Source organism: Pseudomonas tohonis, from assembly GCF_012767755.2.
Classification (GTDB): Bacteria; Pseudomonadota; Gammaproteobacteria; order Pseudomonadales; family Pseudomonadaceae; genus Metapseudomonas; species Metapseudomonas tohonis.
Genome location: NZ_AP023189.1, coordinates 5,510,480 through 5,532,542, shown reverse-complemented (window position 1 = coordinate 5,532,542; position 22,063 = coordinate 5,510,480). Strand labels below are relative to the sequence as shown.

General features: G+C 69.3%; 21 protein-coding genes. 17 read left to right on the top strand and 4 right to left on the bottom strand.

The features are described 5' to 3' along the window. Positions 1 to 13: 13 nt before the first annotated feature. The 8 genes from HSX14_RS25420 (at position 14) to HSX14_RS25385 (ending at position 5,677) form a co-directional block, all read left to right on the top strand. On the top strand, positions 14 to 394 hold the full coding sequence (locus HSX14_RS25420) for a CidA/LrgA family protein (protein WP_173172682.1): 381 nt from the start codon (positions 14 to 16) through the stop codon (positions 392 to 394). Next, positions 384 to 1,070 carry an LrgB family protein gene (locus HSX14_RS25415; RefSeq protein ID WP_173172684.1) on the top strand — a complete coding sequence of 229 codons (687 nt, stop codon included), beginning with the start codon at positions 384 to 386 and terminating at the stop codon, positions 1,068 to 1,070. The genes HSX14_RS25420 and HSX14_RS25415 overlap by 11 nt, the downstream gene beginning before the upstream one ends. A 119-nt stretch (positions 1,071 to 1,189) precedes the next feature. Continuing rightward, positions 1,190 to 1,954, top strand: coding sequence for a class II aldolase/adducin family protein (locus HSX14_RS25410; RefSeq protein WP_173173110.1), 765 nt, complete (start codon positions 1,190 to 1,192; stop codon positions 1,952 to 1,954). Then, the gene (locus HSX14_RS25405) at positions 1,954 to 2,838 is read left to right on the top strand and encodes an alpha/beta fold hydrolase (RefSeq protein WP_173172686.1); all 885 of its coding nucleotides are present in this window, start codon (positions 1,954 to 1,956) and stop codon (positions 2,836 to 2,838) included. The genes HSX14_RS25410 and HSX14_RS25405 overlap by 1 nt, the downstream gene beginning before the upstream one ends. Beyond that, positions 2,835 to 3,365: a DUF1569 domain-containing protein gene (locus tag HSX14_RS25400; RefSeq protein ID WP_173172688.1), complete on the top strand. Its 531-nt coding sequence runs from the start codon at positions 2,835 to 2,837 to the stop codon at positions 3,363 to 3,365. The genes HSX14_RS25405 and HSX14_RS25400 overlap by 4 nt, the downstream gene beginning before the upstream one ends. A gap of 134 nt (positions 3,366 to 3,499) precedes the next feature. Continuing rightward, the gene (locus tag HSX14_RS25395) at positions 3,500 to 3,751 is read left to right on the top strand and encodes a hypothetical protein (RefSeq protein ID WP_173172690.1); all 252 of its coding nucleotides are present in this window, start codon (positions 3,500 to 3,502) and stop codon (positions 3,749 to 3,751) included. 121 nt (positions 3,752 to 3,872) lie between these two features. After that, a complete protein-coding gene (locus tag HSX14_RS25390) occupies positions 3,873 to 4,784 on the top strand; it encodes an SDR family oxidoreductase (protein ID WP_111260043.1) in 912 nt (303 codons plus the stop codon). A gap of 122 nt (positions 4,785 to 4,906) precedes the next feature. Continuing rightward, on the top strand, positions 4,907 to 5,677 hold the full coding sequence (locus HSX14_RS25385; protein WP_173172692.1) for a crotonase/enoyl-CoA hydratase family protein: 771 nt from the start codon (positions 4,907 to 4,909) through the stop codon (positions 5,675 to 5,677). A 214-nt stretch (positions 5,678 to 5,891) separates the two neighbouring features. Here the strand turns inward: HSX14_RS25385 and HSX14_RS25380 are convergent, their stop codons facing one another. From HSX14_RS25380 to HSX14_RS25370, 3 genes are all read right to left on the bottom strand, one after another. After that, a complete protein-coding gene (locus HSX14_RS25380; protein ID WP_173172694.1) occupies positions 5,892 to 6,236 on the bottom strand; it encodes a cupin domain-containing protein in 345 nt (114 codons plus the stop codon). 56 nt (positions 6,237 to 6,292) lie between these two features. Next, the gene (locus HSX14_RS25375) at positions 6,293 to 7,699 is read right to left on the bottom strand and encodes an NAD(P)/FAD-dependent oxidoreductase (RefSeq protein WP_173172696.1); all 1,407 of its coding nucleotides are present in this window, start codon (positions 7,697 to 7,699) and stop codon (positions 6,293 to 6,295) included. A gap of 127 nt (positions 7,700 to 7,826) precedes the next feature. Then, on the bottom strand, positions 7,827 to 8,558 hold the full coding sequence (locus tag HSX14_RS25370; protein ID WP_173173112.1) for a helix-turn-helix domain-containing protein: 732 nt from the start codon (positions 8,556 to 8,558) through the stop codon (positions 7,827 to 7,829). A gap of 293 nt (positions 8,559 to 8,851) precedes the next feature. Here HSX14_RS25370 and HSX14_RS25365 point away from each other — a divergent pair, with 293 nt between their 5' ends. The 3 genes from HSX14_RS25365 (at position 8,852) to HSX14_RS25355 (ending at position 14,768) form a co-directional block, all read left to right on the top strand. Beyond that, positions 8,852 to 10,645: a DUF1302 domain-containing protein gene (locus tag HSX14_RS25365; protein ID WP_173172698.1), complete on the top strand. Its 1,794-nt coding sequence runs from the start codon at positions 8,852 to 8,854 to the stop codon at positions 10,643 to 10,645. A 19-nt stretch (positions 10,646 to 10,664) separates the two neighbouring features. Then, positions 10,665 to 12,032: a DUF1329 domain-containing protein gene (locus HSX14_RS25360; protein WP_173172700.1), complete on the top strand. Its 1,368-nt coding sequence runs from the start codon at positions 10,665 to 10,667 to the stop codon at positions 12,030 to 12,032. Between the two features lie 186 nt (positions 12,033 to 12,218). After that, complete coding sequence (locus HSX14_RS25355) at positions 12,219 to 14,768, top strand: LuxR C-terminal-related transcriptional regulator (RefSeq protein WP_173172702.1); 2,550 nt, start codon at positions 12,219 to 12,221, stop codon at positions 14,766 to 14,768. A 219-nt stretch (positions 14,769 to 14,987) separates the two neighbouring features. On the opposite strand, the gene HSX14_RS25350 is transcribed toward HSX14_RS25355, so the two are convergent. Continuing rightward, entirely contained in the window at positions 14,988 to 15,797 is an 810-nt protein-coding gene (locus tag HSX14_RS25350) for a SirB1 family protein (RefSeq protein ID WP_173172704.1), read from the bottom strand. A 123-nt stretch (positions 15,798 to 15,920) separates the two neighbouring features. On the opposite strand from HSX14_RS25350, the gene HSX14_RS25345 reads away from it, so the two are divergent. The 6 genes from HSX14_RS25345 to HSX14_RS25320 all read left to right on the top strand — a co-directional run bounded on the left by HSX14_RS25345 (position 15,921) and on the right by HSX14_RS25320 (position 22,060). Then, the gene (locus tag HSX14_RS25345; protein ID WP_173172706.1) at positions 15,921 to 16,940 is read left to right on the top strand and encodes a Leu/Phe/Val dehydrogenase; all 1,020 of its coding nucleotides are present in this window, start codon (positions 15,921 to 15,923) and stop codon (positions 16,938 to 16,940) included. A 121-nt stretch (positions 16,941 to 17,061) separates the two neighbouring features. Next, on the top strand, positions 17,062 to 18,156 hold the full coding sequence (pdhA, locus tag HSX14_RS25340; RefSeq protein WP_173172708.1) for a pyruvate dehydrogenase (acetyl-transferring) E1 component subunit alpha: 1,095 nt from the start codon (positions 17,062 to 17,064) through the stop codon (positions 18,154 to 18,156). Beyond that, positions 18,149 to 19,147, top strand: coding sequence for an alpha-ketoacid dehydrogenase subunit beta (locus HSX14_RS25335; protein WP_173172710.1), 999 nt, complete (start codon positions 18,149 to 18,151; stop codon positions 19,145 to 19,147). The genes pdhA and HSX14_RS25335 overlap by 8 nt, the downstream gene beginning before the upstream one ends. An 18-nt stretch (positions 19,148 to 19,165) precedes the next feature. Next, on the top strand, positions 19,166 to 20,272 hold the full coding sequence (locus HSX14_RS25330) for a dihydrolipoamide acetyltransferase family protein (RefSeq protein ID WP_173172712.1): 1,107 nt from the start codon (positions 19,166 to 19,168) through the stop codon (positions 20,270 to 20,272). Positions 20,273 to 20,539: 267 nt separating this feature from the next. Continuing rightward, positions 20,540 to 21,676 carry a PAS domain-containing protein gene (locus tag HSX14_RS25325; protein ID WP_197970203.1) on the top strand — a complete coding sequence of 379 codons (1,137 nt, stop codon included), beginning with the start codon at positions 20,540 to 20,542 and terminating at the stop codon, positions 21,674 to 21,676. A 9-nt stretch (positions 21,677 to 21,685) separates the two neighbouring features. Further along, positions 21,686 to 22,060, top strand: coding sequence for an STAS domain-containing protein (locus tag HSX14_RS25320; protein ID WP_173172716.1), 375 nt, complete (start codon positions 21,686 to 21,688; stop codon positions 22,058 to 22,060). Positions 22,061 to 22,063 lie beyond the last annotated feature (3 nt).

Sequence of the window (22,063 nt, the reverse complement as noted above, 5' to 3'; positions counted from 1 at the left end):
GGAGTCGCCCGCCATGCCTCGTCTCGTGCACCTTTCCCGCCTTTGCCTGCAGCTCGCCGTGCTCATCGGCCTCTACGTCCTCGGTTGCCAGATCGCCACCTGGCTCGCCTGGCCGATTCCGGGCGGGGTGATCGGCCTCGGTCTCTTGCTCGCCGCCTTCGCCAGCGGCCGGGTGCAGCCGGCCGCGTTGCAACTGGGCGCCGGCCTGCTGATGGCGGAGATGCTGCTGTTCTTCATCCCCGCCCTGATGAGCCTGCTGGACTACGGCGCCCTGCTGCGCAGCGAGGGCTGGCGCATCCTCCTGGTGATAGGCGCCAGCACCCTGCTGGTGATGCTCGCCACCGCACTGACCGTCGAATTCGTCTGCCGCTGGAGCGACAGCCGTGAACATTGAGCCCATGTCCTGGTTCTGGCTGGCGCTGACCCTGGGCGGCTACCTGCTCAGCCGTTGGCTGTATCGGCGCAGCGGGCGCTACCTGCTGTCGCCGCTGATCCTGGTGCCGGCGCTGCTGCTCGCCGTGGCGGTGCCGCTGCACACCGGCTACGCCGAGTATTCCGGCGCCACCCACTGGCTGATGCTGCTGCTCGGCCCGGCCACCGTGGCCTTCGCCGTGCCCATCTGGCAGCAGCGCGCCCTGCTGGCGCGGCACTGGCCGGCGTTGTCCCTGGGCATGCTCATGGGCAGCAGCGTCGCCATCGCCAGTTCCTGGTGGCTGGCCCACGCGCTGGCCCTGGAGAGCTCGGTGAGCCTGTCGCTGGTGCCGCGCTCGATCACCACACCCTTCGCCATGCCGCTGGCCCAGGGGCTGGGTGGCGTGCCGGAGCTCACCGCGGTGTTCGTGATGATCACCGGCGTCTTCGGCGCCCTGGCCGGCAGCCTGCTGATCCGCTGGCTGCCCCTGCGCAGCACGCTGGCACGGGGTGCGCTGTTCGGCGTCGGCGCCCACGGCGCGGGCGTCAGCCGGGCCCAGGAGGTGGGCCGCGAGGAGGGCACCGTGGCCGGCCTGGTGATGGTGCTGATGGGCCTGCTCAACCTCTTCGCCGCGCCTGTGGTGGCGTTGCTGCTCTGACTCCTGCGGTCATTCGGTTGGCTGCCAAGGCGACTATCGGATCGCCGCACCCTCGCTAGACTCCTGGGTCATCGCACACAACAAGAACCGAGGTGATCGCCGTGACCGCTGCCCAACCCCTGCACCCGAACTCCGTCAAGGACCAGGTCTCCGCCGCCGAGTGGCAGACCCGCGTCGACCTCGCCGCCTGCTACCGGCTCATCGCCCTGTACGGCTGGGACGACCTGATCTTCACCCACATCTCCGCCAAGGTGCCGGGCACCGAGGACTTCCTGATCAATCCCTACGGGCTGATGTTCCACGAGATCACCGCCTCCAGCCTGGTGAAGGTGGACCTGGCCGGCAACAAGCTGATGGACAGCCCCTACGACATCAACCCGGCCGGCTACACCATCCACAGCGCCGTGCACGAGGTGCGCCACGACGCCGCCTGCGTGCTGCACATCCACACCCCCGCCGGCATCGCCGTCTCGGCGCAGAAGCAGGGCCTGCTGCCCTTGTCCCAGCAGTCGCTGTTCGTGCTCGCCAGCCTGGCCTACCACCAGTACGAAGGCGTGGCGCTGAACCACGAGGAGAAGGCCCGCCTGCAGGCCGACCTGGGCAACGCCAACTTCCTGATCCTGCCCAACCACGGCCTGCTCACCGCCTTCGGCAGCATCGCCGACGCCTTCCTCGGCATGTTCACCCTGCAGCGCGCCTGCGAGATCCAGGTGATGGCCCAGAGCGGCGGCGCCGAACTCATCCACATCCCGCGGCAGATCCTCGACGGCGCCCGGGCGATGATCGCCGGCGTGATGAAGACCTCCTCCGGCATGGGCGGCGCGCTGCCCTGGCCGGCGTTGCTACGCAAGCTGGACCTGCAGAACCCCGGGTACCGCGACTGATGGCCCTGCCGGGCATCCCCCTGGGCGACTGGCGCGCCCAGGGACGCGACCTGCCGTTCCACCGCCACCGCATCCGCTACTGGGAAGCCGGGCAGGGCGAGCCGCTGCTGCTGATCCATGGCTTCCCCACGGCCTCCTGGGACTGGCACTACATCTGGGGTCCGCTGGCCGAGCGCTACCGGGTGATCGCCTGCGACATGCTCGGTTTCGGCGACTCCGACAAGCCCCGTGGCCACGACTACCGGCTGCTGGAGCAGGCCGACCTGCAACTGGCGCTGCTGCGCCACCTGGGCATCACCGGGCCGGTGCACCTGCTGGCCCACGACTATGGCGACAGCGTCGCCCAGGAGCTGGTGGCGCGGCACCACGAGGGGCGCTGCGTGCTCGGCAGTTGCGTGTTCCTCAACGGCGGCCTGTTCCCCGAGACGCACCGCCCGGTGCTGGTGCAGAAGCTCTTGCTCAGCCCCCTGGGGCCGCTGATCGGCCGTGGGTTCTCCCGCGCCAAGCTGGGGGCCAACTTCGGCAAGGTGTTCGGCCCCGCGACCCAGCCTTCGGAGGCGGAACTGGACGACTTCTGGAGCCTGATCGCCCAGCAGCAGGGGCCGCGCGTCATGCACCGGCTGATCCGCTACATCCCCGAACGGCGCGAGCAGCGCGACCGCTGGGTGGCCGCCATGCAGAAGGGCGGTTTGCCGCTGCGGGTGATCGACGGCGCGGTGGACCCGATCTCCGGGGCGCACATGGTGGCGCGTTACCGCGAGCTGATCCCGCAACCGGACACCGTGCTGCTCGACGGCATCGGCCACTACCCGCAGACCGAGGCGCCCGAAGCGGTGCTGGAGCACTACCTGGCCTTCCGCCAGGGGCTGGAGGTGCGTTCGTGAAGCGCCGGCAACTGCTGAAACTGACCGCCGTCGCCGGCGTGGCCGGTGTCGGAGCCGGCTTCTGGGCGCTGCCCCGCGGAGCGCAGCCCGGCGCCACCGACCTGGCCGACGCCCAGCGGGTATTGGCGGGCCTGGCCGACAGGGCGCTGGTGAGCGTTCGCGGCTGGAGCCCGGCCGAGGTGTTCAACCACTGCGCGCAGAGCATCGAGTACTCCATGAGCGGTTACCCCGAACTCAAGCCGGCCTGGTTCCGTGGCAGCGTCGGGCCCCTGGCCTTCGGCGTGTTCGCGACACGCGGCGCCATGCGCCACGCGCTGGACGAGGCGATTCCGGGGGCCCAGCCCCTCGACCAGCCCGCATCCCAGGCCCAGGCGCTGGCCCGGCTGCAACGGGCCTTCGCCGATTTCGCCAGCTACCGGGGCGAGCTCAGGGACCACTTCGCCTATGGCGCGCTGGACCCTGCGGACTACGCCCGGGCCCATGTGATGCACCTCTACGACCACCTGAGCCTGATCCGACCGGCGTAGGGCGGTCGATTATCCGAGGCATCCGTCAGCCCCTGTCGGAATCCCCCGGCAGCCGCGGCTGGCCGGGTCTCCTAGCATCGCGACTCCATTCAACGACGTTTCGCCGGGCCCGTGCCCGGCGTCTGGAGATCGCCATGCTGTACAAGCTGCTGGTGTTGCTGCACCCCTTCGTCCAGGGCCCGGGGCGGCCCCTCGCGTTTCTTCTCCTGCTGGGCAGCATCGGCCTGGTGTTCTACGGCTGCTACTACGAGAGCAGCCCGCGCATCTGGTGGGCGGCGGCGGGCGCGTTCGTGTCCTGCCTGGCGCTGACGCTGCTTTGCACCTTTCATGGCTGGTGGCTGTTCAAGCTGCGGCCGCGGGGGCGGATCTTCATGCCCTTCGAGTGACGGCCCCGGAGTCATCCCCTGGCGTTATCAGCCACCATTCATGCCCGCTGCCTTCCTTGTAGGGCGGGGCCGGGCTGCAGGAAACTCGGCCGATACCAAAAACTGCCCTGGAGTCCATTGCATGAGCGAGTCGATCCGTTTCGAAGACAAAGTGGTCATAGTCACCGGCGCCGGTGGTGGCCTTGGCCGCGCCCATGCGCTGCTGTTCGCCAAGCATGGTGCCAAGGTGGTGGTGAACGACCTGGGCGGCAGCACCCACGGCGAAGGCGCCAACGCCTCGGCGGCCGACCGCGTGGTGGCCGAGATCCGCGAAGCGGGCGGCACCGCCGTGGCCAACCATGACTCGGTCACCGACGGCGACAAGATCGTGCAGACCGCCCTCGACAGCTTCGGCCGCATCGACGTGGTGGTGAACAACGCCGGCATCCTGCGCGACAAGACCTTCCACAAGATGGACGACGCCGACTGGGACCTGGTCTACAAGGTCCACGTCGAAGGCGCGTACAAGGTGACCCGCGCCGCCTGGCCGCACCTGCGCGAGCAGGGCTTCGGCCGGGTGATCTTCACTTCGTCCACCTCCGGCATCTACGGCAACTTCGGCCAGTCCAACTACGGCATGGCCAAGCTCGGCCTCTACGGCCTGACCCGCACCCTGGCGATCGAGGGCCGCAAGAACAACATCCTGGTCAACGCCATCGCCCCCACCGGCGGCACCCGCATGACCGAAGGCCTGATCCCGCCGCAGGTGTTCGAGCAGCTCAAGCCCGAGCTGGTCAGCCCGCTGGTGGTCTACCTCGGCAGCGAGCAGTGCCAGGAAACCTCCGGCCTGTTCGAAGTGGGCGGCGGCTGGATCGGCAAGGTGCGCTGGGAACGCAGCCTGGGCGCCGGCTTCGACCCGCGCGAAGGCTTCAGCGTCGAAGACGTGGCCGCCAGCTGGAAGCAGATCTGCGACTTCGAAGGCGCCGCCCACCCGGCTGACAACGTCGAAGCGCTGAAGGAAATGATGGCCAACCTGCAGAAATACGTGGGTTGATCCCGCCAGACTCCTTGGGAGTTCCGCCAGCGGGCTGAACATCTCCCCGGGGCCGCACTATGTTGAAGGCCGGCAACCTTGCCGGCCTTTTTCATGCCCGCGTTTCAACCCGAGGAATCCCGATGAGCATCCGAGTCGAGAAGAACGGCCCCGTTACCACCCTGACCATCGACCGCCCGCAGGTGCGCAACGCCGTCGACCGGCCCACCGCCGAGGCGCTGGCCGATGCCCTGCGTGCCTTCGAGGCGGACGACGAGGCGCGTATAGCGGTGCTGACCGGCGCGGGCGGCACCTTCTGCGCCGGCGCGGACCTGGGCGCGGTGGCCGAGGACGGCGAGCGGCGCAACCGCCTGGAAGTGGACGGCGATGGGCCCATGGGGCCGAGCCGCATGCAGCTGGCCAAGCCGCTGATCGCGGCCATCGAGGGCCATGCCGTGGCCGGCGGCCTGGAGCTGGCGCTGCTGGCGGACATGCGAGTGGTGGCCGAGGACGCGGTGCTCGGCGTGTTCTGCCGGCGCTTCGGTGTACCGCTGATCGACGGCGGCACCGTGCGCCTGCCGCGCATCGTCGGCCAGGGGCGGGCGCTGGACCTGATCCTCACCGGCCGCCCGGTCCTGGCCGACGAAGCGCTCGCCATGGGCCTGGCCAACCGCGTGGTGCCGCCCGGCTCGGCACGGGAGGCGGCGCAGCGGCTGGCCCTGGAGATCGCCGCCTTCCCGCAGCGCTGCATGCTCGCCGACCGCGCCAGCGCCTATGCCCAGTGGCAACTGCCGTTCGAGGCGGCCATCGCCAACGAATTCCAAGGCGGCCTCGCGGTTATCCACAGCGGCGAAACCCGCGCTGGCGCCCAGGCGTTCAGCGGCGGCAAGGGGCGCCACGGGCAGTTTTCCTGACGGCGGGTTGTGGGCACGGATTCATTCGCTGAACACCGTCCGTGGGAGCGGTTTCAACCGCGAATCGGCAGGCTCGGTGTGACCGATGGCATTCGCTTGGTGGAGGTAAAGAGCGACCTCCATCCTACGCCTGGCATCTGCCACGGCGCTTCCCCCGTAGGGGCGAATTCATTCGCCCGGGAGCGCGCAGCACTCCCGGGCCACGCCGCCGGGCTCAGCGGCTGATGATCACGTAGGTCTTGCGCAGGGTTTCCTTCACGTCCCAGACGCCCAGGCTGTTGGCGGGCAGCAGCAGGGCGTCGCCGGCCTTGATCTCGATGGGCTCGCCGCCGTCCGGGGTGAAGGTGCAGCTGCCGTGGGTGAAGTGGCAGAACTCCTGCTCGAGGATCTGCCGGCGGAACTTGCCGGGGCTGCATTCCCAGACGCCGGTTTCCACGCCGTCGGTGCGCTCCACCGAGTGCACGCGGGTGTGCGGCACGGGCTCGCCGACCGGCACGGGTACCGGCGCCGGCGCGGAGAGTTGCAGATCGTGGGTGTTCTTCAGCAGGGTGGCTTTCATGCAAGGGCTTCCAGTCTGGTGGTCGTGTCGGTGCGCGGGGGCCGGCATTGCCGGGCTCAGCGCATCAGGCTTTCCATGAACCCGGCCAGGCGGCTGGCCAGGGCGCGGCGCCAGGGGGCGCTCTGGGGGTTGGCCAGCACTCGGTCCTCGTGGACGAAGCTGCGGATGATGGCGTTGTAGCCGAGCCAGCGGCAGGGCTCCGGTTCCCAGGCGGACAGGCGCGTCAGCGGCCCGTCGCCCAGCACCCAGGGCTGGCGGGTGAGCAGGGTCTCGCGGCCGAGGATCAGGTCGGCCAGGGTGCGACCGCCGAGGTTGGTCGCCCCCACGCCTTCGCCGCCGTAGCCGCCGGAGAGGGCGATGCCGCTGGCGCGGTCCACCAGCATGTGTGGCTGGAAGCGCCGCGCCATGCCCAGGTTGCCGCCCCAGCTGTGGGTCAGGCGCACGTTGCGCAGCATCGGGAACAGTTCGCCGAACAGGTAGCGGCGCAGGGCGATCTCGTCGTCGTCGAGCTGGAAGTTCTCCCGCAGCTTGCCGCCGAAGCGGTAGCCGCCGCGGGCGCCGAAAACCAGGCGGTTGTCGGCGGTGCGCTGGCCGTAGGTCACCTGACGGCTGTTCTCGCTGAAGGCCTGGCCCTGTTCCAGGCCGATCTCGGCCCAGGTGGATTCCGGCAACGGCTCGGTGCCCACCAGCAGGCTCTGCACCGGCAACTGGTAGCGACCGAGAGGGGGCAGGGCGGCGGCATAGCCTTCGATGGCGGGCACCACCCAGTGGGCCTTCACCTCGCCCTGCAGGGTGGTGATGCGCCCGGGCTGCCAGTCGGTGACCCGGCTCTGCTCGAACAGCTGCACGCCCATGCGCTCGACGGTGCGGGCCAGGCCGCGCACCAGGCGTGCCGGCTGGATGGTGGCGCAATGGGGCGTGAAGATGCCGCCCAGGGCGCCGGCCACGCGGATCTGCCGGCCCAGTTCGGGCGGCGTCAGCCAGCGGTAGTCGTCCTCGCCCAGGCCTTCGGCGTGCAGGTCGCGCAGTTGCTGGCGCAGGCGCACTTCCTGCTCGGGGTAGCGGGCCGCGCAATAGAGCACGCCGCCCTTGCGGTAGTCGCAGTCGATGCCTTCGCGCTGCAGCACCTCGGCCACTTCGTCGGGGATGCCGTGGAGCAGGTCGAAGGACGCGCGGCGCTCCTCGCGGGAGAGCTTGGCCAGGGCGCGGTCCTCGCCCAGCAGGTTGCCCATCAGCCAGCCGCCGTTGCGCCCGCTGGCGCCGAAACCGGCGATCTCGGCCTCGAGGATGGCGATGCGCAGCTCGGGGGCCTCGCGCTTGAGGTAGTAGGCGGTCCACAGGCCGGTGTAGCCGGCGCCGATGATGGCGACATCCACCTCCAGGCTGCCGCCCAGGGCGGGGCGTGGGGTGAGCGGCTCGTCGAGCTGGTCCATCCACAGGCTGATCGATTGCCAGGCCGGCATAGCGGGGCTCCCAGTTGGAAAGGTTCGGATGGCGGCAAGACTAGAAGCTGGCGCGGGCGTTGTCGTGCGTGCGTGCACGCCGGGACTCGATGCGCAGGCGAATGGCGCACGGTGCGGCGAGCGGCGCCTAGCCGTTCTCGCGCAGCTGCTTGAGGTAGGCCTTCGGCGAGAGCCCCGTGTGCTGGCGGAAGCAGCGGTAGAAGGCCGACAGCGAGTTGAACCCGGCGGCGAAGGCCATCTCGTCGATGCGCGGCGAGGCCGGCCCCCGCTCCAGCTGCGCCAGCAGATGCTGCAGGCGTGCCTGGTTGACGTATTGGTAGAAGCTCTGGCCGAGCATCTGGTTGAGCAGGTAGGAGATCTGGTTGCGCGTGTAGCCGGTGGCGGCGGCCACCTGGTGCAGGTCCAGCGCCGGGTCGAGGTAGGGCTGGCTGTGCTGGAAGTAGTCCTCCAGGTCCCGCGCCAGCAGGCTCAGTTGGCGGGCCGAGAGCCCCAGGCGGCTGGCGGCGGGGCGCTGCACGCGGTCGCCGGGCTCGGCCTTGGCCTGGATCAGTAGGGCGTATTCGTTGATCCGCCAGATCAGGCCGTCACGCACGGTAATGGCCTCGCTGGTACGAAAGGTACCGCTGTGGCCCAGGCGCAGGCTGTACTGGATGAACGCGGTGTCGCCGTCGACACGGATGCGGTCGCTGTGCACCAGGAACTCGTCCGGCCCGCTGGGCATGGTGGCGCGCACATAGTCGCCGAGCTCCGCCAGGTGCAGGCGGCGGTTCTGGAAGTAGTCGTTGTATTCCACGTCGGGGTGGTAGAGCGCCAGCACCGCATCGATATCGCGGTCCTTCCAGCTGAGGTGGTAACGCATCACCACTTCGCGGGTGGCGGCGGTTTCGTGATCGTGCTCGGTCATGGTCGTTCGGGAATCGGCAAGTGGCTCAGGATGCCAAAGCGCTGGCCGCGAGGGTAGGGGGAGACCGAAGTTCCATCCATGCTCTCGATGGTGTGCCATAGCGCCGCCGGATAATGGGCCGGCAAGGAGTGTTCCAGAGCATGGATTCACTCTTTCGAGCTACAGGATGAATCCCTCCTTGGTGCGCTTATCGCCTGTGCGGGTGACTGGTTAGGGTGTGCTCCTCCTTCACCAACCAGGAAAGCCGCATGACAAAAACAACAATGCGCGCAGTTTTCCGGCCGCACGCGCTGGCCGCCGCCGTAGCCATGGGATTTGCCACCCAGGCCCACGCCGTCAACTTCAACATCGGCGAGATCGAAGGGCAGTTCGACTCCTCGCTGTCCATCGGCGCCAGCTGGTCCATGCGCGGCGCCGACCCGGATCTGGTCAGCACCGTGAACGGCGGCAAGGGCCAGTCGTCCACCGGTGACGACGGTCGCCTCAACTTCAAGAAGGGCGAGACCTTCTCGAAGATCTTCAAGGGCATCCACGACCTGGAGCTGAAGTACGGCGACACCGGCGTCTTCGTCCGTGGCAAGTACTGGTACGACTTCGAACTGAAGGACGAGAACCGCCAGTTCAAGGACATCAGCGACCACAACCGCAAGGAAGGCTCCAAGTCCGCCGGCGCCCAACTGCTCGACGCCTTCGTCTACCACAACTACAGCATCGCCGACCTGCCGGGTAACGTGCGCGTGGGCAAGCAGGTGGTGAGCTGGGGCGAGAGCACCTTCATCGGCAACAGCATCAACTCGATCAACCCGGTCGACGTCTCCGCCTTCCGCCGCCCCGGCGCGGAGATCAAGGAGGGCCTGATCCCGGTCAACATGTTCTACCTGTCCCAGACCCTGACCGACCAGCTCAGCGTCGAGGCCTTCTATCAACTGGAATGGGACCAGACCGTCCTGGACAACTGCGGCACCTTCTTCGGTGGCGACGTGGCTGCCGACGGCTGCGAAACCGGCTACACCGTGGGCTCCCCGGCCATCGCCCCGCTGCAACCCATCGCCGCCGCCTTCGGCCAGGGCTTCGACGTCACCTCCGAGGGCGTGATCCTGCCCCGGGCCGGCGACCGCGACGCCCGTGACAGCGGCCAGTTCGGCGCAGCCCTGCGCTGGCTGGGCGACGAGACCGAGTACGGCCTGTACTTCATGAACTATCACAGCCGCACGCCGTTCGTGGGCACCAAGACGGCTGGCGCCGCGACTCTCGCCGCGCTGCCCGGCATCATCGGCACCGCCAACGGCATCGTCCCCGGCTCCGGGGCGGGCCTGGCGCAGAGCACCATGCTGGGCAATGGCCGCTACTACCTGGAATACCCCGAGGACATCCAGCTCTACGGCCTGAGCTTCTCCACCACCCTGCCCACCGGCACGGCCTGGAGCGGCGAGATCAGCTACCGCCCGAACGCGCCGATCCAGCTCAACACCAACGACGTGACCCTGGCCCTGGTCAACCCGATCGCCGGCGGCACCGCCTCGCCGATCGCCACTGCGCCGGGCGCCGACAACACTGGCTACAAGCGCAAGGAAATCACCCAGGCCCAGACCACCCTGACCCACTTCATCGACCAGGTCCTGGGTGCCGAGCGCCTGACCCTGGTGGGCGAGGTCGGCGTGGTGCACGTCGGCGGCCTGGAGAACGCCCGCGAGCTGCGCTACGGCCGCGACTCGGTGTATGGCGCCTACGGCTTCGGTGGCGACACCCACGGCTTCGTCACCAGCACCTCCTGGGGCTACCGCACCCGCGCCATCCTCGACTACAGCAACGTCATCGCCGGCATCAACCTGAAGCCGAACGTGGCCTGGTCCCATGACGTCGACGGCTACGGCCCCAACGGCCTGTTCAACGAGGGTGCCAAGGCGCTGAGCATCGGTGTCGATGCCGACTACCAGAACACCTACACCGCCAGCCTCAGCTACACGGACTTCTTCGGTGGCAAGTACAACACCCTGGTCGACCGCGACTTCCTCGCCCTCAGCTTCGGCATGAACTTCTGAGTGAACAGAGAACATGACTATGCGTAAGACGATCCTGCACAGCACCGCCCTGGTCCTCAGCCTGCTCGCCGCCAACGTGATGGCCGCCGTGTCCGCCGATGAAGCGGCCAAGCTCGGCACCAGCCTCACCCCGCTGGGTGCGGAGAAGGCCGGCAACGCCGACGGCAGCATTCCCGAGTGGACCGGTGGCATCGGCAAGGACGCCGGCGCGGTGGACGCCAAGGGCTTCCTCGCCGACCCCTTCGCCAGCGAGAAACCGCTGTTCACCATCACCGCCGCCAACCTCGACCAGTACAAGGACAAGCTGTCCGACGGCCAGGTGGCGATGTTCAAGCGCTACCCCGAGACCTACAAGATCCCGGTCTACCCGACCCACCGCACCGTCGCGGTACCCGCCGCGGTCAACGAGGCGGCGAAGAAAAGCGCCGTCACCGTGCAGCCGATCAACGACGGCAACGGCCTGGCCAACTTCGCCGACAGCCGCTACTACGCCTTCCCGATCCCGAAGAACGGCGTGGAAGTGATCTGGAACCACATCACCCGCTACCGTGGCGGCAACCTGCGCCGGATCATCACCCAGGCCACGCCCCAGGTGAACGGCTCCTACACGCCGATCCGCTTCGAGGAAGAAGTGGCCGTGCCCCAGGAGATGCCGGACCTGCCGGCAGGCAAGGGCGAGAACGTGCTGCTGTTCTTCAAGCAGCAGGTGACCGCGCCGTCGCGCCTGGCCGGTAACGTCCTGCTGGTGCACGAGACCCTGGACCAGGTGAAGGAACCGCGCCTGGCGTGGATCTACAACGCCGGCCAGCGCCGTGTGCGCCGTGCGCCCCAGGTCGCCTACGACGGCCCGGGCACCGCCTCCGACGGCCTGCGCACCTCCGACAACTTCGACATGTTCTCCGGCGCCCCGGATCGCTACGACTGGAAGCTGGTGGGCAAGAAGGAGATGTACATCCCCTACAACAGCTACAAGCTGGACTCGCCCTCGCTCAAGTACGACGACGTGATCAAGGCCGGCCACATCAACCAGGACCTGACCCGCTACGAGCTGCATCGCGTATGGGAAGTGGTCGCCACCGTGAAGAGCGGCGAGCGCCACATCTACGCCAAGCGCCACATGTACATCGACGAAGACAGCTGGCAGGTCGCCCTGGTCGATCACTACGACGGCCGTGGCCAGCTGTGGCGCGTCGCCGAGGGTCACGCCCAGTTCTATTACAACCAGCAGGTGCCGGCCTACACCCTGGAGGCCCTGTACGACATCATCGCCGGCCGCTACCTGGCCCTGGGCATGAAGAACGAAGAGAAGCACAGCTTCGAATTCGGCTTCGTCGGCAAGGCCGCCGACTACACCCCGGCCGCCCTGCGCAACGCCGGCGTGCGCTGATGCCCCACACGCACAGGGATGTGCGTGTACCTATCTTGTTGTCGTGATGCTCCCTTGCGAGGCGGCCTTTGGCCGCCTTTTTTATGAGCGTGGATCAGTGCCCTGAATGATCCTTCAAGGTGCGCGCCGCAGAGGCCTAGGCTGGCGCCCCGAGCAGCCCGAACAAGAACAACTGAGGCGTGCCGCATGTCCGCCATGACCCGTTTCGATTCCCACGCCTACCTGCCGCGCCTGCCTGCGCTGCATGTCCCGCGGCCGCGCCTGTGCGACGCCCTGGTCGCCTCCTCGGCGCGCCTGCGCCTGCTCTGCGCCCCCGCCGGCAGTGGCAAGAGCGTGTTGCTGATGGAATGCGTGCAGCGCTGCCCGGCCGATCACTCGGTGCACTGGTTGCCGCTGGGAGGCGTGGCCCTCTCGCCGGCGGGCTTGTGTGCCGGCCTCGCGGCGGTCATGGGGCTGGAGGAGTCGGACGAAACCAGCGTGCAGCGCGCCCTGGCCCAGTGGACGACGCCCGGCTGGATCATCCTCGACGACTATTGCCGCCAGCCCAACCCCGAACTCGATGCCTGCCTCGACCGCCTGCTGACCACCAGCAGCCCGGCGCTGCGCTGGTGGATCAGCGGCCGGCGGCGCCCGGCCTGCAACCTGCCGCGCCTCCTGATCGACGGCGAGCTGCTGGAACTGGACGCCGCCGCCCTGGCGCTGGAGGCCGAGGAGCTGGCCCGGCTGCTGGAACCGTCGCGCCACGGCTGGCCCAACGATGCACCGGCGCGCCTGCTGGAAAGCACCGGCGGCTGGTGCGCCGGGGTGCGCATGGCGCTGCTGGAACCGGTGGACTGGGGCTTCGCCGACCCGCTGCAGCGCGGCGGCCATTCCGCCACCCTGGCCGCCTACCTCGACCATGAACTCTTCGCCGGCCTCGGCCCCGAGCAGGCCGAGGCCTGGCTCGCCCTCGCGCACCTGCCGCGCTTCAATGCCGCCCTGTGCGAACACCTCTTCGGCCCCGGCGAAGGCGCCCGGCTGCTGCGTGACCTCGACGCCCTGGGCAGCTTCATCGAGCCCCTGGGCGATGCCCCCGGCTGGTTCCGCATCTTCGCCCCGCTGGCGATGCAGATGCGCAACCGCGACGCCCATTCCGGGCGCGGCTGGCACCTGCGCGCCTGCCAGTGGTTCGCCGCCGAAGGCGACTGGCAGGCCGCCGCCGAGCACGCGCTGGAAGCCGAGCAGCCCGAGGCCGCCGTGAGCCTGCTGCAGCACTTCGGCGTCCAGCACCTGTTCCAGGGGCGCAACGTCGCCCTGCTGCTGCGCCTGCACAAGGAAGTGGAGGAGGGGCTGCTGCTGGTTTCCCCGCACTCCCTGCGCCTTTTGGCCGGTGCGCTGCTGTTTTCCGGCAAGCTCGACGAGGCCGCCCAGTGCATCGCCGAACAGGGCCGCTTCCTGCCCCAGCCCGATGCCGAGCGGCAGCGCGAGCTGGTGGCCTACTGGCAGGCCCAGTACGGCCTGCTCGCCCACCTGCAGGGCGACGGCCCCGGCGCGCGCCTGCACCTGACCGAGGCGTTGGCGACCCTGGGCGACGACGCCTGGGAGCAGAAGCTGATCTGCTATTCCGGCCTCACCCAGCAGGCGCTGCTGGCCGGCGACCTGGACGCCGCCCAGGAACTGAGCCGCGAAGCCCTGCTGCTGGCGCGCAGCCATGGCAGCCTGCTGCTGGAGGCCTTCCTCGAACTGGACCACTCGCAGCTGCTGGAGCACCGCGGCGCCCTGCTGCGTGCCGACGCGGTACTCGAACGCGCCCAGGAATTCCTCATGGGGCAGGGCCGCAACGCCAGCCCGCTGCTCGGCCGCCTGGCCTTGCGTCGCGGTCGCCTGGCCCTGCGCCAGGGGCGTGACGAGGAGGCCTGCAAGCACTACCAGTACGGGCTGCAGGAAGCGCGCAACTGCGGCGATTACCGTGCTCTGTTCGGCTACCTCGGCCTGGCCACGCTGGACGCCAACCGCCGCGAGTTCGACCGTGCCTTCGACCGCCTGCGCGAAGCCGAGCGGCTGATGCAGATGCGCCACATTCCCGAGCGGGTCTACCGAGCCGTGCTCCTGCAGGTCAGCAGCAGCCTGCTGCTGATGCAGGGCCGTGCCGGCCAGGCCCGCCACGCGCTGCTGCGGGTGCTGCGGCACTTCCGTGGCGAGAACGCGGTGCAGCCACCGCCGGCGACCCTCGACCTGATCCCGCGCATCGAGTGGCAGCTGGCCCTGGCCGAGCTCTACGAAGGCGAGGCCTTCAATGCCCGCCAGCGCCTGCTGGGCCAGTTGCACAAGGCCCGGGAGAACGGCATGCACGCCCTGGAAGTGGAAATCCACCTGGCCCTGGCCGAGGCCGAATACCTCGGTGGCGACCTGACCCAGGCCGCCGCCACCCTGCGCGACGGGCTGACCCTGGCCGAACAGTTCAACCTGCAACAGCCCCTGCGCGAGCTGCAGCTGCGCCAGCCGGCCATGCTCAAGGCGCTGGACATGGACCCGGGCGAGGCGCCCGACGACAGCCTCGCCGGTGGCCCGTTGAGCCAGCGCGAGCTGGAAGTGCTCGGGCTGATCGCCCAGGGCAGCTCCAACCAGGAAATCGCCGAGCGCCTGTTCATCTCCCTGCACACCGTCAAGACCCACGCCCGGCGCATCAACGGCAAGCTCGGCGTCAAGCGCCGCACCCAGGCGGTCGCCCACGCCAAGGCGCTGGGCTTGATGTAGTCCGGCCGCGTGGTCGTTGGAGAAGGGAGATGGGGTCAAGCCCCTTGCCATGGAACGATGGGTTTCGCGGGGCTCTACCCTTCCTACTCAGCGCACAAGGTGGAGTAGGGGGGGCGTAGGGTGGGCTTCAGCCCACCGCTGCTTTCTGTAGGGTGGCGCGCAGTTCGCAGGATGGCGAGAGCGAAGCGAAACCCGTCGCCCCGAAGCGACAGGCCACCGTCAATGCAACGCCGGCGCCGCCGCATGTCCCAGCTGCTCCAGGCGCTGGGTCAGCAGCAGGCGCTGGGCGGGGTCTTCGCAGAGCAGCAGGGCGCGTTGCAGGTCGAAGCGTTCGGCCTGGGGGCACTCCAGCTGCTTGTAGATGTCGGCGCGGGAGAGGTGGTCCACCAGGTTGGCGGTGCCGAGCTCCAGCACCCGTTCGGCATCCTTCAGCGCCTCCAGCGGCTTCTCCGCCTGCAGGTGCAGCTGGCGCAGGTTGCGTGACAGCCGTTGCAGCTGTTCGCGGGCGTCGCAGGGTTGCAGGTGGCCGGCCTGGAGTTCGGCCTTGGGCCCCAGGGTACGCAGCAGCAGCTCGCGGCAGTCGCGGGTATAGAGGCGGCGGCCGCCGCAGGGGTCGAGCAGGTGATCGGCACCGGGCACGCGCAACAGGAAGTGCCCGGGGAAGTTCACCCCCACCAGCGGCACGTCCAGGCGCCGGGCCAGTTCCAGGGCCAGCAGGGCGAGGGACAACGGCTGCCCGCGGCGGCGCAGCAACACCTGGTCCAGCAGCGCGGCACGGGGGCGCAGCGGCTGGTCGTCGTCCTCGTTGAAGTCCAGTTCGCTCAGGCGGCGCAACAGCGGTTGCGCCAGCTCCATCGCCGGGAGTTGCGGCAGGCCGGCGGCCACCTGCTGGGCGAGGCCGGCGACATCGCGCATCAGCGTCGCCGGGCTCACTGCCGGGTCATGCTCGGCGGCGATCCACAACGCCGCTTCCAGGGTCGCGGGCGGGTCGGCTTCAAGGCAGGCGAGGCAGTGTTGGCGCGGGGTCATGAGACATCTCCAGTTCGCCTCAGGTTTGTAGCCGGCCCCTGGATTTTCGTCCAGTGGGCGGGCGGCGACCCGCTGCGGCGGCTGACGCCTATACTGGCTCCTAAAGTCAGCAAGGGGCTCGCCATGTTCAGCATGATGGAGGCCGCGCGGCTCGAAGCGCTGCACCTCGCCCAGGACCCGGTTACCGGGCTCCGTGCCGTCATCGCCATCCACGACACCCGGCTCGGCCCGGCGCTGGGTGGCTGCCGATACCTGGCCTACCCCAATGAAGAAAGCGCCATCCGCGACGCCATCCGCCTCGCCCAGGGCATGAGCTACAAGGCCGCGCTCGCCGGCCTCGAGCAGGGCGGTGGCAAGGCGGTGATCATGCGCCCCGCCCATGTGGATAACCGCGCCGCGCTGTTCGAAGCCTTCGGCCGCATGATCGAGTCCCTGGGCGGGCGCTACATCACCGCGGTGGACAGCGGCACCTCCAGCGCCGACATGGATTGCATCGCCCAACAGACCCGCCACGTCACCAGCACCAGTTCCGCCGGCGACCCCTCGCCGCACACCGCCATGGGCGTGTTCGCCGGCATCCGCGCCAGCGCCCGGGCGCGCCTCGGCAGCGACGACCTCGAAGGCCTGCGCGTGGCCATCCAGGGGCTCGGCAACGTCGGCTTCGCCCTGGCCGAGCAACTGGTGGCGGCCGGCGCCGAGCTGCTGGTCAGCGACCTCGACCCCGGTCGCGTGCAACTGGCGGTGGAGCAGTTGGGCGCCCAGCCGGTGGCCAGCGAAGCGCTGCTCACCACGCCCTGCGACATCCTCGCGCCCTGTGGCCTGGGTGGCGTGCTCAACCCGCAGACCATCCCCCAGCTGCGTTGCGCGGCGGTGGCGGGAGCGGCGAACAACCAGTTGGCCAGCGCCGACAGCGCCGACGGGCTGGAGGCCCGCGGCATCCTCTACGCCCCGGACTACGTGATCAATTCCGGCGGGCTCATCTACGTCGCCCTCAGGCACAAGGGTGACGAGCTGCCCGCCATCACCGCGCACCTGTCGCGCATCGGTCAGCGCCTGACCGAAATCTACGCCCACGCCCAGGCCGACAAGCGCTCACCCGCGCGCGTCGCCGATGCCCTGGCGGAGCGCCTGCTCTACCGTTGAGCAGGGCCTCCCGCGCCCGTCGCGGGAGCCGGGACCAGGGCCGTGATCCGGCCCACCGTCCCCCATGCGGCGCCACGAACGCCGCCACCCTTGAAGCACCCACGAGGTGAGGAGGAGTGACATGCACAACCCACGGATCGACATCCCCTACACGCGCCACCTGGACCCCGAGGGGCGCCTGCTCGGCGAGCTGCCCGCCTGGGCCGACGACTTCAACCTGCTGACCCGGCTCTATCGGCAGATGGTCCTGACCCGCCTGTTCGACCAGAAGGCCGTGGCCCTGCAGCGCACCGGCCGCATCGGCACCTACGCGCCGACCCTCGGCCAGGAGGCGATCGGCGTAGCCATCGGCAGCCTGATGCGCGAGGAGGACGTGCTGGTGCCCTACTACCGCGACACCGCCGTGCAGCTCATGCGCGGCGTGCGCATGGAGGAAATCCTCCTCTACTGGGGCGGCGACGAACGCGGCAGCGCCTATGCCGACCCGGCGGTGGCGCAGGACTTCCCGCTCTGCGTGCCCATCGCCACCCAGGCCCTGCACGCCTGCGGCGTGGCCACCGCGTTCAAGATCCGTGGTCAGCACCGTGTCGCCGTCACCACCTGCGGCGACGGCGCCACCAGCAAGGGCGACTTCCTCGAAGCCCTCAACGTCGCCGGCGCCTGGCAGCTGCCCATGGTCTTCGTGGTCAACAACAACCAGTGGGCCATCTCGGTGCCGCGCAGCATCCAGTGCGGCGCCGCCACCCTGGCGCAGAAGGCCATCGGCGCCGGCTTCCCCGGCGAGCAGGTGGACGGCAACGACATGCTCGCCGTCTACGACCGCGTGCGCGCGGCGCTGGACCGGGCCCGCCACGGCAAGGGCCCGGTGCTGCTGGAATGCATCAGCTACCGGCTGGGCGACCACACCACCGCCGACGACGCCACCCGCTACCGCAGCGCCGACGAGGTGAAGAAGGCCTGGCAGGAGGAACCCATCAAGCGCCTGCAGGCCTACCTCGCCGCCAATGCGGTGTGGGACGAGGGCCGCGAGCAGGCGCTGATCGCCGAGTGCCAGAAGGAGGTCCAGGCGGCGGTGGAGCGCTTCGAGTCGGCCGGCACCCAGCCGGTGGAGTCCGTCATCGACCATGTCTATGCCAGTTGGCCGGCACCCCTGGCCGAGCAGCGCGAAATGCTCCTGGAGCGTGCCGCCCGCCGCGAGGTGAACCGCCATGAATAAGCCCGTGACCCTGGAAAGGCGCGCCCTGCTGGAGGCCGTCAACCTGGCCCTGCACCGCGCCATGCAAGAGGACGAGAACGTCGTCGTGCTGGGCGAGGACGTCGGCGTCAACGGCGGCGTGTTCCGCGCCACCCTCGGCCTGCGCGAGGCCTTCGGCTTCAAGCGGGTGATCGACACGCCCCTGGCGGAAACCATGATCGCCGGGCTCTGCGTCGGCATGGCCGCCCAGGGCCTGAAGCCGGTGATGGAGATCCAGTTCCTCGGCTTCATCTACGCCGCCATGGAGCACCTGGTGTCCCACGCCAGCCGCATGCGCAACCGCACCCGGGGCCGCCTCGGCTGCTCCATGGTGCTGCGCAGCCCCATGGGCGCCGGCATCCGTGCGCCGGAGCACCACAGCGAGAGCACCGAGGCGATCTTCGCGCAGATCCCCGGCGTGCGCGTGGTCATCCCCTCATCGCCGGCCCGCGCCTACGGCCTGCTGCTGGCAGCCATCGACGACCCGGACCCGGTGGTCTTCCTCGAACCTACGCGGCTGTACCGGATGAACCCGCAACCGCTGGTGGACGACGGCCAGCGCCTGCCCCTGGACAGCTGCTTCACCCTGCGCGAGGGCAGCGACATCACCCTCGTCAGCTGGGGCGCCAGCGTCCACGAGACATTGCAGGCCGCCCAGCGCCTGGAGGAGCAGGGCATCAGCGCCGAGGTGATCGATGTCGCCTGCATCAAGCCACTGGACCTCGACACCCTCGAAGCCTCGGTGCGCAAGACCGGGCGCTGCGTGATCGTGCACGAGGCGCCGCGCTCCTGCGGGGTGGGCGCGGAGATCGCCGCCAGCCTCTACGAACGGGCATTGCTCGAGTTGCAGGCGCCGATCCAGCGCGTCACCGCGCCGGACATCCCGCCGCCCCTGTACCGCCTGGAGCCGCTCTACATCCCCAGCCCCGAGGACATCCTCGCGGCCTGCGAACGGGTGCTGGACTACGCCTGACGAGCCGAGGAGACGACCATGAAACATTTCAAACTGCCCGACCTCGGCGAAGGCCTGCAGGAGGCCGAGATCGTCGAGTGGCACATCAAGGCCGGCGACAGCGTGCATGCCGACCAGCTGGTGGTCTCGGTGGAAACCGCCAAGGCCCTGGTGGACATCCCCGCGCCCCAGGACGGCGTGGTGGCCAAGCTGTTCGGTCGCGAGGGCGACATCCTCCATGTCGGCGAGCCGCTGCTGGCCTACGAGGGCGAGGACAGCGACGCCGGCACCGTGGTCGGCCGCCTGGAGGGCGGTGGCGATGCGCGCGCCGATGTCTTCTTCGTCGGCGCCGCGCCGTCCACCCGCGAACACCTCGCGCCCCGTGCCACCCCGGCGGTGCGCCAGCTGGCGCAACGGCTGGGCGTCGAGCTGGCCGGCCTGCAGGGCAGCGGTGCGGACGGCCTGGTCACCCGGGCCGATGTCGAGGCCGCCGCGCAGAGCGCCCGCGACCGCTTCGGTGGCGAGCGCCTGCGCGGTGTGCGCCGCAGCATGGCGATCAACATGGCGCGTTCCCACGCCGAGGTGGTGCCGGTGACGATCTACGGCGACGCCGACCTGCACCGCTGGGCGCTGGCGCGTGACCCGCTGATCCGCCTCGGCAAGGCCATCGCCGCCGCTTGCGAGGCCGAGCCCATCCTCAACAGCTGGTTCGACGGCCGCGTGCTGTCCATCCGCCGGCACGACAAGCTCGACCTCGGCATCGCCGTCGACACCCCCGACGGCCTGTTCGTCCCGGTGCTGCGGGATGTCGGCGGGCGCAGCGCCGAAGACCTCAGGGCCGGCATGGCGCGGCTGCGCGCGGACGTCCAGGCGCGCTCCATCCCACCGCAGGAAATGATGGGCGCGACCCTCACCCTGTCCAACTTCGGCACCCTGTTCGGCCGCTACGCCAACCCCGTGGTGGTGCCGCCCCAGGTGGCGATCATCGGTGCGGGTGGCATCCGCGACGAAGTGGTGGCCTGGGAGGGCAAGCCGGCGGTGCACCCGATCCTGCCGCTGTCGCTGACCTTCGACCACCGTGCCGTCACCGGCGGCGAGGCCGCGCGCTTCCTCAAGGCCCTGGTGGTGGCGCTGGAGCAACCCTGACCCCTCGCGCCCCAGGGACGGGGCGACCGAGCACCGCGCGCGCCGATCCGGAGCCTGTTCCATTGCCCCCGGCGAAGCGCCGGTCGGGCGGTCGGCGCTGCCCCCTCGCAATCGCTGCCGCTGGGCTATAACTCCTGTAGCCCTGAGTCAACACCTCTTCCTTTCGGAGAGACCATGGACGTTCAAGCTTCCTCTGATCAGTTCGACTCTGCTTCTGCTTCTGCTTTTGCCTTTGCTCAGGCCCAGTTGGGCGCCGTCGATCAGGTGATGACCCGGTTGGAGGTCTCCCCGGACGGCCGGATACTGGACGCCAATCCACGCTTCCTCCGTATCACGGGGTACGACCTGGCCGACCTCCGCGGTCAGTCCCATCGCATCCTGCTTCCTCCTGACGAGAGCCGCGCCCCGGCCTACGAGGCGCTCTGGGAGAACCTGCGCAACGGCCAGGCCTGGGAAGGGGAGCTCCACTACCGCGACAGCCAGGGGCGGGACGTCTGGCTGCGTGGCGGCTATTGCCCGCTGCGCGATGCCGAGGGGCGCACCCAGCGCATCCTCGAATACGCCATCGACCTGACCGAGAAGAAGCAGGTCACCGCCAACTTCGAAGGCCAGATCAATGCCCTGAGCCGTGTGATGGGCAAGGTGGAGTTCGCGCTGGACGGCACCATCCTCGACGCCAACCCGCGCTTCCTGGAGACCGTGGGCTACCAGCTGGAGGAACTGAAGGGCCAGCACCACCGCCTCCTGGTGGACCCGGACTACGCCCAATCGGCGGACTACCGCGCCTTCTGGGACACCCTGCGGCGCGGCGAATACCTGGCCGGCGAGTTCTGCCGGGTGGCCAAGGACGGGCACGAGGTCTGGATCCAAGGCTCCTACAACCCGGTGCTGGACCTGGACCGCAAGCCCTGCAAGATCGTCAAGTTCGCCACCGACATCACCGCCCAGGTCGAGCAGAACCGCCGCCTCAAGCAGGCGATGGAGGAGGCCGAGGAAGCCGCCCGGGTGCGCGAGGAGCTGCACAAGTCGCTGCAGGAGATGTCCACCCCGGTCACCCCCATCTGGGACGGCATCCTCCTCCTGCCGCTGGTGGGCATCATCGACTCCATGCGCACCGCCGACGTGATGAACAAGTCGCTGACCAAGATCGCCGAGACCCGCGCCCGGGTCTTCGTGCTGGACATCGCCGGCGTCGCCACGGTGGACACCGGTGTCGCCAACCAGCTGATCAAGATCACCAAGGCCACCCAGTTCATGGGCTGCGAGGCGATCATCTCCGGGGTGTCCCCGGCCATCGCCCGGACCATGGTGGAGCTGGGCGTCTCGGTGGGCGACATCCGCACCACCGCCACCCTGCGCGACGCCTTCGAGATCGCCCTCAAGCGAGTCGGGTCCGCGCTCTAGGAGGCGGTCATGGAGCTGGAAAGCAACGACCTGGGCATCGCCGACGTCGCCGATTGCATCGTCGTCAGCATGCGCCCGGATCTGGGCGACGAGAGCATGCAGCGCTTCACGCAGGTGCTGTCGCAACGCCTGCTCTCGGGGCGCCAGCATGCCGTGGTGCTGGATTTCTCGGCGGTCACGCTGCTCGACCACCACGAGTTCAAGGAAGTGCGCAAGGTGGCCGACGTGTGCCGCCTGCTCGGCGCGAACTGCCTGCTGGTCGGCCTGAATCCCGGGATCGCTGCCTTCCTCGCATTGGCCGATGCCGACCCCGGGCCGTTGCGCTGCTTCATCGACATGGACGACGCCCTGGCCCACGCGCGCAGCTGCAAGGGAGCGGCCTAGGCC